Raw genomic sequence first — 15817 nt, forward strand, 5'->3', positions numbered from 1 at the left:
GCCATGACACGGTGACGCGCATCCGGTATCCCTGGCTCCCTGTGGACTTCATCCGTCCGAGGGGGAGAGATGGAAGTCATACGGGAGTCGGGCGCCGTAAGAGTGTCCTGTCTGCACGGTCCCGCCGTGGAGGTGAGGGGAGACGGGGGCGGCGGTCGGCAACTCGTGCTCGTGCAGGACGGGGAGCTGGTGCTGGAGCAGGCCGGGCGGACCGCGCGGGTGGGGCCGGGCGGTCTGGTGCTGCTCGACTCGGGGCGGCCGTACCGGATGCGGCTGGCCGGGACGTGGAACAAGGTGATCACCGCATGTCTGGCGGACAGTGAGCAATTAGGTGTCACGGCAGAGGAGTTAGCGGACCGCCTGGACGTCGCTGCGCTCGTCGCAGGACTCCTGGCCGGACTGGGCGACGACACCACCCCGTACCGCCCCGGCGACCGGACCACTCTGCTGCCCCGTATCCAGGGCTACATCCTGCGGCACCTGGGGGACGACGGCCTCACGCCCGACCGGGTCGCCGCCGCCCATCACATCTCCACCCGCTATCTGCACCGGCTCTTCCAGCGCCAGGGGCTCACCGTCGCCTCCTGGATCAAGGCACAGCGGCTGGAAGGGTGCCGCCGGGATCTGGCCGATCCGGGGCTGTGCCACCTGCCCGTCCATGTGATCGCGGCACGCTGGGGGTTCGCGCAGGCAGCCGACTTCAGCAGGGCCTTCCGCACCGCCTACGGCACCACTCCCACGGCCCTGAGGGTGCGTTCCCAGCCAAGAAACAGTGCGCCCAGCGCCAAGGACAGGCGTGTACCGGCCCAGCAGACTCATGGACACGGCGAGGCCCGGCAGGCGTTGCCGGCCTCCGTACACATGAGGGATCGGGTGGGGGATCGCGTGGGGAATCACATGGGGAATCGCAGGGGGGAACTGCATGGCTGAGAACGAGCTACACGTGACGGCGGCCGCCGGCGACAAGCCGGTCGAGCCGCGCGGCGGGGCCGGGCTGTTCGACGTGGACCCGGACCAGGCCGGGGTGAGCCAGGACCCGAAGGTCGTCGTCGAGGGGGACATCGACGCCTACCCCGAGAACTGGCAGGTGTGACATGGGTTCCGTGCAGGGGATGCTCGCGCAGATGCGGAGCCTGCTGGGCACCGGGGAGTCCCCGCCCGGCTCGAACCACAACAAGGTCACCAGCTGGTACGGCCTCGACGGCGCCTGGTGCGACATGACCGTCAGCTACGCTGCCGCCCACTCGGACAACCTGAGCGCCGTGGGCGGGAAGTACGCGTACACCGTCGCCCACGCGCGGGCGTTCCGGTCGCGCGGCCGCTGGCACTACGGCATCGGCGGCATCCGGGCGGGTGACATCGTCTTCTTCGACTGGAGCGGCAGCCGGTCCATCGGCGCCATCGACCACGTCGGTGTCGTCGAGGCGGTCCACTCCAACGGCACCGTCACCACCATCGAGGGCAACACCAGCGACCTGTGCCGGCGGCGACTGCGCAACTCCAGCATGATCGTGGGCTACGGCCGCCCCGGCTACGGCGACGCCGACCCGCTGCCCCCCACGGACGGCCTCCTGCGCCTCGGCTCCCAGGGGCCCGTGGTCAGGTCGCTCCAGCAGAACCTCAACACGGTCATGGGCTCGAAGCTCGTCGTGGACGGCGACTTCAGGAAGGCCACCGACACGGCGGTGCGCGCCTTCCAGAAGAGGTACGGCCTGACGGTCGACGGCGCGTACGGGCCGGCGTCGGCGGCCATGATGAAGTCCGCGCTCCAGGGCGGTACCAAGCCGCAGCCGCCCGCCCCGCGCCCGCCGTCCGCCGGGAAGCCGGCGGTCGACGGCACGTTCGGCCCGGCGACCTGTGCCGCGATGCAGCGCGCGCTCAACCAGCACGGCGCGAAACTGTCCGTGGACGGCTCGTTCGGGCCGCTGACGAAGAAGGTGCTCCAGGGTCATCTGAAGGTGGCCGTGGACGGGGTGGTCGGCCCGAACACGGTCCGCGCCCTCCAGAAGACGGTCGGTTCGGGCGTCGACGGCCAGTGGGGCCCCGACACCACCCGTCACCTCCAGCAGGCGCTCAGCGAGGGCACCTTCTGATCGTCAGCTGAACACGATCATCGACCCCTGTGCCAGGGACCGCGTCGCCGCCGCGTGCAGGCCGAGCCACACGTGGCGCTCGCGGGCGAAGGGGCTGGGGTCGTACGGCGCCGGTACCGCGGGCTCCTCCAGTTCGGTGGGGGACGCCGGCGGTGCCGGCGCCGCCGGCGGGTTGGCCGGGTCGATGCCGATCGTCGGGGCCACGAACTCCAGTTCCCTGAGCAGGGTCTGGGAAGAGCCCAGGGGGCCGCCGCCGGCGAGGAGTTCGTCGTTGGACAGCGGGTGCGGGAAGTCCACCGGGACGTACGCGCCCGCGTGGTCGTAGTGCCAGACCAGGTGGGACTGCTGGGCCGTCGACTCGAACATCTCCAGCAGCTGCTCGTAGTCGCCGCCGAGTTCGTCGACCGGTGTCACCGGCAGCCCGCACACCTGGAGCAGATAGGCGCGGCGCAGGAAGTGCAGTGCGTCGTAGTCGAATCCGGCCACCGGGGCGACGTCTCCCGACAGGCCCGGCATGTACTGGTACACCGGCACCGGCGGGAGGCCGGCCGCGGCCAGCGCGTCGTTGTAGTGCGCGAGTTCCTCGGCGAACGGGTTGTCCGGGGTGTGGCACAACACGTCGACGAGCGGTACCAGCCACAGATCACAGGCCAAAGAAAGCTCCTCGCATCGGCAGGCGCGCGTTCACGCACAGCAGCAGGTGGTCAGGGAAGGGTAGTCGGTGAGGCCCACGCTCAGACCCCCTTGTGCAGGTCCCATACCCAGACCCCACCCGTCCACTTACCGTCCTGCCCGGTCAGCTTCTTCAGGGCCGTGCGCAGGGCGCCGTCGTTGGGCTGCGGGGCCAGCACCAGGGCGCCCGCCTTCCAGTAGGCGAAGTCCTGCCGGGCCTGCGCCCGCCAGTTCTTGCCGATCACGGGGACGACGCCGGTGTAGCGGACGTCGCGGAGCATGTTGGAGGTGAAGCGCGGGGCGGCGCCGTAGATGCCGATGTGCTCGTCGCCCCAGGGGCCGTTGAAGTAGCCGCCGGGCAGCTTGAAGCCCAGGTGGGCGGCCGTCTGCCAGTGCAGGGCCTCGGCGGCGCCCGGGTCGGGCAGCGGCACCGGGACCAGGGTCTCGCCGTCGTGGACGTACGACCTGTACGTCCTGTCCGTGATGAACGCCGGCACCGCGACCCGGTCCGTGGCCTTCAGCGGGGCCGGGACCAGCGGGAGCAGCGCGAGGGCCACGCCCAGCAGGCCGATGTACTGGGTGGCCGGGCTGCGGGAGGCGGCGGCACGGTCGACGGCGAGCGCGAGGAGCATGCCGAGCGCCGGGGCGCAGATCATCGCCACACGGCCCTCGATGACCGACTCGAACAGCGGCTTGTGGGCGAGGAGGGCCCAGGGGCCGGGGTAGACGAGGTCGGTGAGCGGGACGCGGATCCTCGGGCCGAGGGAGAGGACCGCCGCAGCCACCGCGGTGAACGCGAGCGCCTTCACCAGGGCGCGTTCCCACAGTCGTACGACGACCGCGAAGGCGACGGCGACCAGCGGCCAGCCGTAGAAGGCGTTCTGCTCGGTCGGGTTCAGGGACAGCGGGCCCGCGATCTGCGCGTCGCCCGCGATCAGGGAGCGCTCGGCGAAGGCGAGCAGAGACAGGGGGCTGTTGCCCGCGTTGTCGCCGTGCGCGATGCCCTGGTAGCTCTGCGGGCCGGAGAACTGCCAGTACAGGGGGAAGGCGACGATCGGCAGACAGACCGCGCCGGCGATCAGCAGGCCCTTCAGCAGCGGCCGCCAGGCCGCCCGTGCCACGTCCCGGCGCAGGGCCCCGTAGGCGGCGGCGAACAGGAGCATCCCCATCGACGCGAGCAGCAGCGGCTCCTCGCCGAGGAAGATCTGGTAGGCCGCCATCAGGCCGAGCACGATCCCGTCCCGGACCACGCGGGCGCCCGTGCTCAGGCGCAGGGCGCGGTCGATGATCAGCGGGATCATGAACAGGACCACGAAGTTGGGGTGCGCGTTGGCGTGGCTGACCATCGGCGGTGCGAAGGCGGCGAGGGCCGCGCCGACGAAGGCGGCGGCCCGTCGGCGTACGACCCGTTTCGCGATCAGCCAGTACCAGGCGGCAGCTGTGCCGGCGAGCCCCAGGGCCATGCAGAGACTGAGGGAGACGGCGGGGCCCGCGAGGAGGGTGACCGGGGTGAAGGGCACGGACAGGCCCAGCATGACCGTGTTGGCCATCAGGTTCACGCCGTCGGGGAAGCCCTGGAGATCGGTGAAGAGCGGGTTGCGGAGATGGGCGACGTTGTCGGCGGTGACCGCGAAGAACCACTCCCACTGGTTCTGGTCCTGCATGGAGTCGGTCAGATAGCGGTGGGAGGGGTCGAAGAAGCGGCCGGAGTACAGGGCCACCGACAGGACCAGGAAGAGGACGGCGGCCAGGAGGTCGGCCGGGCGCACGGCGCGGGCCCTGATGCGGGCCAGGTCGGCGAGGACGCGGACGTAGTCCAGGGGGCCGACCTTGGAGCCGGGCCGGTGGCTCCAGCGGACCGGGACCTCGGCGACCGGCCAGCCCTGGCGGTGGAAGTGGTGCAGCACCTCCACGTCGATGCCCCAGCCGTTCAGGCGGGCGGCGCCGAAGGCCTCGCGGGCACGGTCGCCCTCGAACAGCTTGAACCCGCACTGGGTGTCCCGTATCCCCGGCACGGCCGTCGCGCGTATCAGGAGGTTCCCGGCGCGGCCGAGCAGTTCGCGGGCCCGGTGCTGCCGGTCGGCTATCTCGGCGCCGGGCACCGACCGCGAGGCGATCGCCGCCGCGTTGCCCTCGCTGAGGGCCTTGTCCAGCCGCCCCAGCTCTTCGATCGGGGCGGAGAGATCGGCGTCGGTGACCAGCAGACGGGCTCCGCGGGAGACGGCGACTCCGAGACGCAGGGCGTGGCCCTTGCCGCGGTTGCGCGGGCTGGTGACGAGGCGCACGTGCGGGTGGCTCAGCGCGCCGACCTCGCGGGTGCCGTCGGTCGAGCCGTCGTCGGCGACGATCACCTCCCAGCTGCCCTCGTTCTCGGCGAGATGGCCGATGACGGCTTCCAGGGTGGGACCGAGGCGGTGTTCCTCGTTGTAGGCGGGGATGACGACGGACAGGTCGACGGAGTCGGTCATTCGGCTGCCAGACGTTCGACCAGGGCCAGGGAGTGGGCGTTGGCCGCGGCGACGATGGCCCGGGCCTTCTCCGTCTCGCGGCGGCTCAGCGCGTCGACCAGCTCGGTGTGGCCGGCCCACAGGCGGCCGCGTACGTCGGGGAGGCGGCGCAGGTGCTGGACCGCGCAGACCCAGGACTGGACGCGCAGGCGGTGCAGGAAGTCGGCCAGGTAGGGGTTGCCGAACAGGCCGCTCAGCTCGCGCCAGAAGCGCAGGTCGTAGCCGATCAGCACGGTGAGGTCACCGGCGGCCGCGGCCCGCTGGGCCTCCTCGCCACGCCGGCGGACCGCCGCCAGGGCCGCCGCCGTCCGGGTGTCCCGGGGATCGGCGAAGGCCGGGTGATGGTGGGCGGCGAGGGCCTGAAACATACCGTCCGTGACCAGACTCCGGGCCTCGATCATGCTCCGGTAGTCGTCGAGGGAGTACTCGGGGACCCGGAAGCCGCGGTGCTGGTCGGCCTCCAGGAGGCCCTGCGCCGACAGGTCGACCAGCGCCTCGCGGACCGGGGTCGCCGAGACGCCGTACTGGTCGGCGATCTCCTTGACCGTGAACGCCCGGCCCGGCTGGAGCCGCCCCGCCAGCACCTCGTCACGCAGCGCGTCCGCGATCTGCTGGCGCAGGGTGCTGCGCGTCACGGCGCCGTTGCCGGGCATCGTCCGGGCCTCTCCTCACACGTATGGGTGACGTACTCGCACGTACTCGCCATCTCTTACGAGCACGCCACCTTACGCGTTCGGGTTCCCCCGACGGCAGCTGCGGTTCGGCTACACCGTGTAGGTGTCGGCCACGCTCAGCGCCGCGTCCAGGGCCGCGAGGCCCTCCTTCAGCTCGGCCTCCGTGACGTTGCACGGCGGGACCACATGCGTCCGGTTCATGTTCACGAAGGGCCACAGGCCGTGCTGCTTGGCGGCGGCCGTGAACGCGGCCATGGGCGCGTTCGCCTCGCCGGCCGCGTTGTACGGCACCAGTGGCTCCCGGGTCTCCCGGTTCTTCACCAGGTCCAGTGCCCAGAACATGCCGACGCCGCGGACCTCGCCCACGCTCGGGTGCCGCTCGGCCAGCTCGGCGAGGGCGGGGCCGACGACACTCTCGCCGAGCCGCTTGGCGTTCTCGACGACGCCCTCCTCCTCCATCACGTTGATCGTGGCGACGGCGGCGGCGCAGGCCAGCGGATGCCCGGAGTAGGTGAGCCCGCCCGGGTAGGGCCGCTTGCCGAAGGTCTCCGCGATCTTCTCCGAGATGGCCACACCGCCGAGCGGCACGTAACCCGAGTTCACGCCCTTGGCGAAGGTCATCAGGTCCGGGACGACACCGAACAGGTCGGCCGCGAACCACTCACCGGTCCGGCCGAACCCGGCCATGACCTCGTCCAGGACGAAGACGATCCCGTGCTTGTCGCAGATCTCGCGGACCCCGGCCAGGTAGCCCGGCGGCGGGACCATGATCCCGGCGGTGCCGGGCACGGTCTCCAGGATGATCGCCGCGACCGTCCCCGGCCCCTCGAAGGCGATCGTCGTCTCCAGGTGCTCCAGGGCCCGCGCGGTCTCCTGCTCCTCGGTCTCCGCGTAGAAGCGGGAGCGGTAGAGGAAGGGTGCCCAGAAGTGGACGACACCGGCGCTGCCGCTGTCGGAGGCCCAGCGGCGCGGGTCGCCGGTGATGTTCACGGCCTGCTGGGTGCCGCCGTGGTACGAGCGGTACGCCGAGAGCACCTTCGGCCGGCCGGTGTGCAGCCGCGCCATCCGCACGGCGTGCTCGACGGCGTCGGCCCCGCCGTTCGTGAAGAAGATCTTGTCCAGGTCGCCGGGGGTCCGCTCGGCGATCAGCCGGGCCGCCTCCGAGCGCGCCTCGACGGCGAACGCGGGCGCGAACGTCGTCATCGTCGCGGCCTGCTCCTGGATCGCGGCGACGACCTTGGGGTGCTGGTAGCCGATGTTGGTGAAGACGAGCCCGCTGGTGAAGTCCAGGTAGCGCTTGCCGTCGTAGTCCCAGAAGTACGACCCCTCGGCGCCGGCGACGGCGAGCGGGTCGATGAGGTCCTGGGCGGACCAGGAGTGGAAGACGTGCGCACGGTCCGCGGCCTTCACCGCGGCGCCGGCTTGAGGGCTGAGCTGAGGGGTCATGCGGGCGAGCGTAAATGTCCGGGATGCGGACGCGACATCGGCGTCCTGTTCCGTGAGCGGGAGGTTTCCGCGACAGGTTGTCGAAGACACCGCCGTTACGGAACCGTAGACCCGGGCCCGCGCGACTCCCCGTACGACCGCACTATTCTCGGTCCGTTGCAGACCTATGGGGGGAAGGCGGCGCGGGGATGGAGAAGCTGGGACCGGGGGATCATCAGCGCATCGGCGCGTACCGGCTGCTGGCGCGGCTGGGCGCGGGCGGTATGGGGCAGGTGTACCTGGCCCGGTCGGACCGGGGCCGTACCGTCGCGGTGAAGCTGGTGCGCGAGGAACTGGCCGAGCAGGAGGAGTTCCGGGCGCGCTTCCGGCAGGAGGTGCAGGCCGCGCGGCGGGTCGGCGGGCACTGGACCGCGCCCGTGCTGGACGCGGACACCGAGGCCGCGGTGCCCTGGGTGGCCACCGGGTACGTCGCCGGGCCCAGCCTGCAGCAGGTGGTCGGGCGCGATCACGGGGCGCTGCCCGAGCGGTCGGTACGGATCCTCGCGGCGGGGCTCGCGCACGCGCTGCAGGACATCCATGCGGCGGGGATCGTGCACCGGGACCTGAAGCCGTCCAACGTGCTCGTCACCATCGACGGGCCGCGGGTGATCGACTTCGGGATCGCGCGGGCGATGGAGACGCTGGCCGGGGACGGGCTGACCCGTACCGGGTCGCTGGTCGGCTCGCCCGGCTTCATGGCGCCCGAGCAGGTGCGCGGCGACCGGATCACGCCCGCCTGCGACGTCTTCTGCCTGGGCTCCGTGCTCGCCTACGCCTCGACCGGTGTGCTGCCCTTCGGCGGTGCGAACAGCGGGGTGCATGCCCTGATGTTCCGGATCGCCCAGGAGGAGCCGGATCTGGAGGGGGTGCCGGAGGGCATCGCGGACCTGGTCCGTGACTGCCTGAAGAAGGACCCCGCCGCCCGCCCCTCACTGGACCGCATCCTCGAACGGACGGGCGCGGAGGACACGGTCTCCGGCGGCCGCTCCCGGGATCCCTGGCTGCCGAGCGCCCTGGTGGCACAGCTCGGCCGCCACGCGGTCCAACTCCTGGAGGCAGAAGACCCGGAAACCACGTCCCTCCCACCCCAACCACCCGCCACCCCACCGCAGGGGCCTGCTCCGGCCGCAGCCGAGTCCGCAGCGGCCGGCGCCGATTCCGTCCTTCCAGGCTCACCTGCAGCCGCCGGCGGGTTCGCCCCACAGGGGCCACCCGCACGTGACGACGAAAGTGGTACGGGTGGTGCGGGTGGGAACCCAAACCCGGCCGAAGGCCGGGCATCCGCACCCGCACCCGCACCCGAGCACGCACCCGCAGCCGACGACATCCCCGCGCAGCGGCCGGTCCACCACCTCCCGACCGTCGTCTCCGCGCCGACACCACCCCCCGCCCCTCCCACCTACGGCGCCCCCAGCCCGTACGGCTACCCCCAGCAGCACCCCTACCCCCCGCAGCCGTACAACCCCTACGGCGCCGGAGGCCTCGCCTCCACCCCGCCGTACGGCCCCCCGCCGGTGGGCACCCCGCCCTACGGCCCCCCGCAGGAGCCCGATCGCAGAAACGGCCGCTCCACCGCCCTGCTCGTCGTGATCGCCCTGGTCGTCGCACTGGGCGCCGGCGGCTCGGTGTACGCCCTGATCAACCGCGGCGGCGACGACACCGGCGGCGGCACGGTCAACCCCGCCCCGACCAGCACCACGACCTCACCGGGCACCGGCACGTCCCAGCCGACCGCCCCGACGACCTCGGCCCCGACCTCCTCCGCCCCCACGGACGGCGTGGTCCCCGACGCCTACCTCGGCACCTGGGACACCACGATCGACAACGCCACCGGCTCCAACACCCGCCGACTCACCATCCAGCAGGGCCAGGTGGGCGACACCGTCCTCACCCTCGTCGCGGACGGCCCCACCGAGGGCGGCGGCTCGTACCACTGTGTCTTCGAGGCGAAACTCGCCGAACAGCCCGGCAGCGGCGGCTCGTTGGAGATCGGCCCGTCCACGGTCTCCTCCGGCGAGCCCCTCTCCTCCTGCTCGCCGGGCGAGGCCACCGAGGTCACCCTGCTGTCCGACGGCCGGCTGAAGCGAGTGAAGAAGAGCGGCGGAGAGAGCCTGACGTACACCAAGCAATGAGATGAACTCCCGTTCCTCCCGGGGCTGTTGAACGTTGGGCGAACTTAGGCGAACGCATCCGGTTCGTCCCCTTCCCCGCGCGTACGGTGACCCCACCATCCGACTCCGGGGAGTGGCGGGGGCACCCACATGGAGTGGCTGAGCACGGAGAACATCGTGGCCGTCGGCACGGCGGTGCTGGGCATCGTCGCGTCCGCGGGCATGGTCTGGTACGAGCGCCGGGTGCCGCGTCGCAAGCGCGTCGGCTACCGCGTGCAGATGGACAACCCCATAGGCGACGACGTCCGTTCGGGCCGGGCCAACCGCCGGCTCGGCCTGTTCGACGAGGCGCCGGACATGTCCGACGCGACCCTCGTCCTGCTCCGCATCGAGAACGACGGCTCGCAGGGCATCGACCGCGACGACTACACCAGCCCCGAACTCCACGGTCTGACCGCGGTGTTCACCGACCGTACCGTCCGCGGCGTCTCGGTCACCCAGCCGACCGAGACCGACCACCTGATGGACCACTTCACCGCCGAGCGCGGCTTCGGCTACGCGGGCAACACGCTGCGCATCCCCCGCGTCCCGCTGAACAGGGGAGACCACTTCAAGCTGCTGGTGCTGCTGTCCGGCGGGGACGTCGGCCGGGAGATCCGGATCGTCGGCGGGATCAGGGACGGCGAGGTCCATCCCAACCGCAGCGCCACGCCCGACGACAAGCCGCCGCTGTTCAGCCGCGCGTCCCGGCTCATCACCATCATGCTCACGGTCAGCGTCGTGACCCTGGCCGCGATCGTGGTGGCCCGCGACGACACACCACCGCCGATCGGCTGCGCGAAGGGCACGCTGACGGTCACGGGGTCGACCGCGTTCGCGCCGGTGATGCGGGAGGTGGCGCAGAGGTACGAGGAGAGCTGCGCGGGCGCGGCCGTCACGGTGGACGCGCATGGATCGACAGCAGGCATCAGGGAGCTGGAGTCGACCGGAGTCCAGGCGAAGGGGAAGGGCTCGCCGCCGCTGGTGGCCCTCTCCGACGGCCCCAAGCCGACCGGCATGCCGGAGCTGCGCGAGAACCGCGTCGCGCTGTCGGTCTTCGCGCTCGTCGTGAACGACGACGTGGGTCTGAAGAACCTCTCGACGGCGGACGTACGCCGTCTGTACCGGGGTGAGATCACCGACTGGCGGCAGCTGGGCGGCCGTTCCCTGGCCGTGCACCTGGTCAGCCGGGACGCCAACTCGGGGACGCGGCAGGTCTTCCAGCGGCGTGTCCTGGGCCGTGGCGAGATGGCGAACTCCTCCGTCGACTGCGTGCACAAGGACGACCCGACGGCACCGGTGACCCGCTGCGAACTCGACTCCACGGACCAGGTGCTGACCGAGGTGGCCCGGCTTCCCGGTGCCCTCGGCTACAGCGAGCTGAACCTGGCCACCCGGGCCAAGGGCCTGCACGTCCTGAGCCTGGACACCAAGGCCCCCTCGGTGGACGCGATCGAACACGGCCACAGCCCGTACCCGTACCGCGAGATCGAGTACGCCTACACCTACGGCCAGCCCCCCGCGGACTCCCTGGCCTCGAGCTTCCTGACGTACCTGTCCCGGGGGATCGGCCAGGACATCATCCGCACCCACGGCCACGTGCCCTGCTGGACGCCGGAGGGAATGAAACTGTGCGCGTAGGCGTCCGGCTGCGGGCGGGGCTCCCGGACAGGCCCTAGCGAGGCTCCGGCGGTCGCTGTCGCGGCATGTTCGGGCGGGTTCCGTTCGCCGGTGGGAGCGGAAAGCGTCCCACGGATCCGCCCGTCTCCGCCCGCGCCCCGGAAGCCACCGCCGCCTGGATCCCCAGCGGTGCCGACCCCGTCCGGAACTCCACCATCCAGTCGGCTGTCTCCGTCCGCACCAGCTCCGTCACGTCCTCCGAGAACCGCCGCAACACCCCGAGGCACCGCTCGGCGGCCTCACTGGCCGTCCCCTCCGCCGGTCCCAGCACCTCGCGCACACTCTCCGACGCCCAGTCGAACTGCAAGGCCTGCAACCGCCGCTGCACGGCCTGCGCGGTGGCGACATCCCTTATCCACCCGGACGTGACCCCGAAGAACCGGTCCACCCCGACACAGGCCACCGCGAGCATCAGCGCCAGATACCCCCAGGGCGCCACCCCGCCGACCGCCCCGGTCAGATCCAGCAACGGCAGCGCTGCCCCGCAGACCGCCCCCGCCGCCGCCCCGGCCCGCAGCGCTCGCGCCCCCCGCCGCTTCCACACCCGGTCCGCGAGATACCAGGCCGCCGTCTGCAGTGCCCCGAGCTCCACCCACCGGTACAGCTCGTCGAGCCGCTCGGCGGGCTCCCCCCAGTCCCCGAGCGGAAACGCCCGCCCGGTCAGATCGCCCGGCCGCAGCCCGGCCGCGCCCTCGCCCCACCCGTCCTGAGGCGGACCCTCGGGCTGCATCTCCGGCTGACCCACCCGGCACTCCCTACTGAACACGACACCGAACACGACACTGAGAACGACCGGTCACATTGCGTGACATTGCATGCCGACGCGCGCCACCCTTCCTACCGCCCAATGGGTGGCGGGGACGTAGCTTTCCCGTCTTTTCCGCCCGGAAGAGGGCCTTGATCAGGTATAGGCCTGCCCCCTTTCTCACTCGAAAGAGTGGCGGGGCGATGGCCGCGTAGACCACGTAGGCTCGTGCACAACGGAGAAACAGCGGTGCGGACGAAGAACCAGGAGCTGATCGTGATCCCCGGTGGTGGCCAGCCCAACATGCAGCAGTTGCTCCAGCAGGCCCAGAAGATGCAGCAGGACCTGCAGCGGGCGCAGGAGGAACTGGCGAACACGGAGGTCGACGGGCAGGCGGGTGGCGGCCTGGTACGGGCGACCGTCACCGGCTCCGGCGAGCTGCGCGCCCTGAAGATCGACCCGAAGGCGGTGGACCCGGAGGACACCGAGACCCTCGCCGACCTGATCGTGGCGGCCGTGCAGGCGGCCAACGAGAACGCGCAGACGCTCCAGCAGCAGAAGCTCGGCCCGCTGGCCCAGGGCCTGGGCGGCGGCAGCGGTATCCCCGGCCTGCCTTTCTAAGACGGGCCGCGGCCAACTACGGTACGTACTGAAAGACTCCAGGAAGGGCAGTCCGTTGTACGAAGGCGTGGTCCAGGACCTCATCGACGAGCTGGGGCGGCTGCCCGGCGTCGGTCCCAAGAGCGCGCAGCGGATCGCCTTCCACATCCTGCAGGCGGAGCCGACGGACGTCCGTCGGCTCGCCCAGGCCCTCCTCGAGGTGAAGGCGAAGGTCCGCTTCTGCGCGACCTGCGGCAACGTGGCACAGGAGGAGCTGTGCAACATCTGCCGCGACCCGCGCCGCGACTCCACGGTCATCTGCGTGGTCGAGGAGCCCAAGGACGTCGTCGCCATCGAGCGCACCCGCGAGTTCCGCGGCCGCTACCACGTCCTCGGCGGCGCGATCAGCCCCATCGAGGGTGTCGGTCCCGACGACCTGCGTATACGAGAACTTCTCGCGCGGTTGGCCGACGGGACGGTCACGGAACTGATCCTGGCCACGGACCCGAATCTGGAAGGCGAGGCCACGGCCACGTACCTCGCCCGCATGATCAAGCCCATGGGCCTGAAGGTCACCCGCCTGGCCAGCGGCCTCCCGGTGGGTGGCGACCTGGAATACGCGGACGAGGTCACCCTCGGCCGCGCCTTCGAGGGGAGACGACTCCTAGATGTCTGACGCCACGCTGCACGCCACGTCGCAGAACCCGGACGACTTCGCGGTCCAGATCGCGGACCAGGTCGAGAGCTTCCTGGTGGCCGTCACGGAGGTGGCGAAGGGCGACGAGCCCGACTCGGCCGTTCCCTTCCTCCTCCTGGAGGTCTCCCAGCTCCTGCTGGCCGGCGGCCGCCTGGGCGCGCACGAGGACATCGTCCCCGACGAGCGCTACGAGCCCGACCTGGGTCCCGAGCCGGACGTGGACGAACTCCGCGAGAACCTGGCCCGTCTCCTCGACCCCATCGACGTCTACTCCGAGGTCTTCGACCCCTACGCACCCCGCACGGCGCCCGTCCCGGCCCGTATCTCCGACGACCTCGCCGACGTGATCACCGACCTCCGCCACGGCATGGCCCACTACCGCGCGGGCCGCACCACGGAGGCCCTGTGGTGGTGGCAGTTCTCCTACTTCTCCAACTGGGGCGGCACCGCGTCCGCCGCCCTCCGCGCCCTCCAGTCCCTGGTCGCCCACGTCCGCCTCAACCAGCCCCTGGAAGAACTCGACGGCCTCGACACCGACCAGTCCATGGGCGACGAAACCCTGGAGTTCGAGGCGGGCAAGGTCATGGCCGAGGAGATCGGCGGCCCACTGGGGATGCGCCCGGCCAAGTAGCCCCGATCACGGCGCCGGCCGGTCCTCGGCCTCGGGTTTCATGACGAGGCCGGGCACCCGGGGCAGAGTGTCCAGTATCCCAGCGGTTCCGTCATGGCTACCCGTGGCCCCCAGCCCTGCTCTCTTGCTCGCGTGTCCCGAGCCGGGGTGACTCGGCCGACTCGTGAAGCCTCAAGCTACCGCTCTGACCTGCGGATCAAGCCGTGGAGTACGTCGACTGAGGCTCGGTGTCCGGTGTTCTGCCGCTGACGGCTAGGCGGGAGCCGTCAGTTGGGCGATGACCGAGGCGCTGTCCAGCCACACGTTCTCGCGGGAGACCTTCCCCTCCCGGAACTCGAAGACGTGCAGGATGCGGAAGGTGATTCGGCGGCCGTTGCCGGGGATTCCGAGGAAGGAGCCCGGGACCGTGCCCGTCATCACGTTCTCGATGGTGACGGCGTCGTCGGAGTAGTACGTGTGGGTCCGCTCCTCCTTCTCGCTGCGGAAGTCCTTGCACAGCTGGCGGTAGAACTCCAGCGCCGCCGGGATGCCGTGCTTCGGGCCGCCGGGGTCGCCCACGACGTCGTGCTCGATGTCGTCCGTGTAGACGGCGACCGATCCCTCCGGGTCCCCGCGCTCTTCGGCGGCCATGTGCGCCCGGATCAGAGTTTCCATTTCCGCGGGTGTGGTCGTGGAGGACATGGAGTCCCCTCTCTTCTCGCGCCGCGCGCCCGGGGCGGGCCGCGGCCCCCGTAGTGAGACAGTGCTACCGTAATGAGAATCATGTCTCACGACAAGAGGAGACTCTCATGAGTGGCGGGGGCGCGCGGAGCACGGAGGGCGTGCGAGAAGGCGTGCGAGGCGTGGGTGACGGGCGGCGGAATCAGAAGCTGCGCACCCGGCGCGCCCTCATCGACGCCGCCGTCACGCTGCTGCGCGAGGGGCGGACGGTCACGATCGCCGATGCCGCGGAGGCGGCACAGGTGTCCACGGCCACGGCCTACCGGTACTTCTCCAGCCCGCCCGAGCTGCTGCAGGAGGCCCAGACCCTGCTGCGCACCCCGGATGTCCTGGCCGACCTGCCGTCCGACCCGGCGCAGCGGCTCGACACGCTCGTCTCCCGGGTCGCAGACATGCAGTTCGGGGACGAGGCCATGTGGCGGGCGCTGCTGCGGGCCTCGATGGAGCGCTGGCTCCAGCAGGCTGAGAAGGGCGGCGAGCAGGGCGACGAGATGCCCATTCGCAACCGCACCCGACTGGATCTGACCCGCACCGCCCTGGAGCCCCTCGCCGGCACCCTCCCGCCCGCCGAACACCGCCGCCTGACCATGGCGCTCATGCTGGTCTACGGCGTCGAGACCCTCGTCACCACCCGCGACGCCTGCGGCCTCGACCCCGAGGAGGCGAAAGGCGTCATGCGCTGGGCGGCGGGGGCACTGCTGGAGACGGCACTTCGTGAGTCGGGGTCTGTGCGTGGGTGAGGCGGGGTGGCTTCGGCGCCCCGGACCCCTTCGCCGAGTAGTGGTGTAGCCGCCTACACCTTCGTTTCGGGAGTGCGCTCCCTCGTTTCGAGATCCGTGAGCCGGGATCTTTGATTTCGCCAGGTCAGTGAGATCAACGAGATCAACGAGACACGAAACGAGGGAAATCGAATGAAGTCGTTGCTCAATTCCAAGCCCGTTCTGTGGTTTCTGTTCCTTTTCAATGCCGTCGTCGCCGTTGCCGCGCCTTTCGTGGTCGACGGGGCGCAGGGGGTGGCGACCGCCGTCGGGATGGGCGTCGTGTCGGTCGGGGCGGGGGTCGGTCTCGTGAAGGGGAAAAGGCCCGTCGGCTGAGGAATTGGCGAAGTGCTGTACATCCCCTGTACGTCCGCTGCACGGGCCCTAACCGGTGCGAAGCGAGTC

General features: G+C 71.1%; 16 protein-coding genes. 10 read left to right on the forward strand and 6 right to left on the reverse strand.

What is annotated here, in order from left to right; genetic code table 11:
* Positions 1-69: 69 nt before the first annotated feature.
* The 3 genes from ABZ471_RS29105 to ABZ471_RS29115 are packed head-to-tail and all read left to right on the forward strand — an operon-like array spanning position 70 to position 2093.
* Positions 70-930, forward strand: a complete 861-nt coding sequence (locus ABZ471_RS29105; protein WP_359070443.1) for an AraC family transcriptional regulator — start codon at positions 70-72, stop codon at positions 928-930.
* The gene (locus tag ABZ471_RS29110) at positions 923-1093 is read left to right on the forward strand and encodes a hypothetical protein (RefSeq protein WP_359070445.1); all 171 of its coding nucleotides are present in this window, start codon (positions 923-925) and stop codon (positions 1091-1093) included. Before ABZ471_RS29105 ends, ABZ471_RS29110 begins: the two co-directional genes overlap by 8 nt.
* 1 nt (position 1094) lies before the next feature.
* Positions 1095-2093, forward strand: coding sequence for a peptidoglycan-binding protein (locus tag ABZ471_RS29115; RefSeq protein ID WP_359070447.1), 999 nt, complete (start codon positions 1095-1097; stop codon positions 2091-2093).
* Between the two features lie 3 nt (positions 2094-2096).
* Here the strand turns inward: ABZ471_RS29115 and ABZ471_RS29120 are convergent, their stop codons facing one another.
* The 4 genes from ABZ471_RS29120 to ABZ471_RS29135 all read right to left on the reverse strand — a co-directional run bounded on the left by ABZ471_RS29120 (position 2097) and on the right by ABZ471_RS29135 (position 7392).
* Positions 2097-2747, reverse strand: coding sequence for a hypothetical protein (locus ABZ471_RS29120; protein WP_359070449.1), 651 nt, complete (start codon positions 2745-2747; stop codon positions 2097-2099).
* Between the two features lie 80 nt (positions 2748-2827).
* Positions 2828-5233, reverse strand: a complete 2406-nt coding sequence (locus ABZ471_RS29125; protein WP_359070451.1) for a dolichyl-phosphate beta-glucosyltransferase — start codon at positions 5231-5233, stop codon at positions 2828-2830.
* Positions 5230-5925, reverse strand: coding sequence for a GntR family transcriptional regulator (locus ABZ471_RS29130; protein ID WP_359070453.1), 696 nt, complete (start codon positions 5923-5925; stop codon positions 5230-5232). The genes ABZ471_RS29125 and ABZ471_RS29130 overlap by 4 nt, the downstream gene beginning before the upstream one ends.
* 111 nt (positions 5926-6036) lie before the next feature.
* A complete protein-coding gene (locus ABZ471_RS29135; RefSeq protein ID WP_359070455.1) occupies positions 6037-7392 on the reverse strand; it encodes an aspartate aminotransferase family protein in 1356 nt (451 codons plus the stop codon).
* Between the two features lie 188 nt (positions 7393-7580).
* On the opposite strand from ABZ471_RS29135, the gene ABZ471_RS29140 reads away from it, so the two are divergent.
* The gene (locus tag ABZ471_RS29140) at positions 7581-9563 is read left to right on the forward strand and encodes a protein kinase (RefSeq protein WP_359070457.1); all 1983 of its coding nucleotides are present in this window, start codon (positions 7581-7583) and stop codon (positions 9561-9563) included.
* Positions 9564-9692: 129 nt separating this feature from the next.
* Entirely contained in the window at positions 9693-11222 is a 1530-nt protein-coding gene (locus ABZ471_RS29145; RefSeq protein WP_359070459.1) for a substrate-binding domain-containing protein, read from the forward strand.
* Between the two features lie 34 nt (positions 11223-11256).
* Here ABZ471_RS29145 and ABZ471_RS29150 read toward each other — a convergent pair whose 3' ends face one another.
* On the reverse strand, positions 11257-12006 hold the full coding sequence (locus tag ABZ471_RS29150) for an SLATT domain-containing protein (RefSeq protein WP_359070461.1): 750 nt from the start codon (positions 12004-12006) through the stop codon (positions 11257-11259).
* A 276-nt stretch (positions 12007-12282) separates the two neighbouring features.
* Between ABZ471_RS29150 and ABZ471_RS29155 the strand changes: the two genes are divergently transcribed.
* Genes ABZ471_RS29155 through ABZ471_RS29165 form a run of 3 tightly spaced genes read left to right on the forward strand, consistent with a single transcriptional unit; the run spans position 12283 to position 13934 of the window.
* The gene (locus tag ABZ471_RS29155) at positions 12283-12627 is read left to right on the forward strand and encodes a YbaB/EbfC family nucleoid-associated protein (RefSeq protein WP_359070508.1); all 345 of its coding nucleotides are present in this window, start codon (positions 12283-12285) and stop codon (positions 12625-12627) included.
* A gap of 55 nt (positions 12628-12682) precedes the next feature.
* On the forward strand, positions 12683-13282 hold the full coding sequence (gene recR, locus ABZ471_RS29160; RefSeq protein WP_359070464.1) for a recombination mediator RecR: 600 nt from the start codon (positions 12683-12685) through the stop codon (positions 13280-13282).
* Positions 13275-13934, forward strand: a complete 660-nt coding sequence (locus tag ABZ471_RS29165) for a DUF5063 domain-containing protein (RefSeq protein WP_359070466.1) — start codon at positions 13275-13277, stop codon at positions 13932-13934. Before recR ends, ABZ471_RS29165 begins: the two co-directional genes overlap by 8 nt.
* Positions 13935-14186: 252 nt before the next feature.
* Here the strand turns inward: ABZ471_RS29165 and ABZ471_RS29170 are convergent, their stop codons facing one another.
* Complete coding sequence (locus ABZ471_RS29170) at positions 14187-14588, reverse strand: ester cyclase (RefSeq protein ID WP_359070468.1); 402 nt, start codon at positions 14586-14588, stop codon at positions 14187-14189.
* A 134-nt stretch (positions 14589-14722) separates the two neighbouring features.
* Between ABZ471_RS29170 and ABZ471_RS29175 the strand changes: the two genes are divergently transcribed.
* Both ABZ471_RS29175 and ABZ471_RS29180 read left to right on the forward strand, forming a co-directional pair.
* A complete protein-coding gene (locus ABZ471_RS29175) occupies positions 14723-15394 on the forward strand; it encodes a TetR/AcrR family transcriptional regulator (protein WP_359070470.1) in 672 nt (223 codons plus the stop codon).
* A 171-nt stretch (positions 15395-15565) separates the two neighbouring features.
* On the forward strand, positions 15566-15748 hold the full coding sequence (locus ABZ471_RS29180; protein ID WP_359070472.1) for a hypothetical protein: 183 nt from the start codon (positions 15566-15568) through the stop codon (positions 15746-15748).
* Positions 15749-15817: the final 69 nt, after the last annotated feature.

The organism is Streptomyces sp. NPDC005728, from assembly GCF_040630895.1.
Lineage (GTDB): Bacteria > Actinomycetota > Actinomycetes > Streptomycetales > Streptomycetaceae > Streptomyces.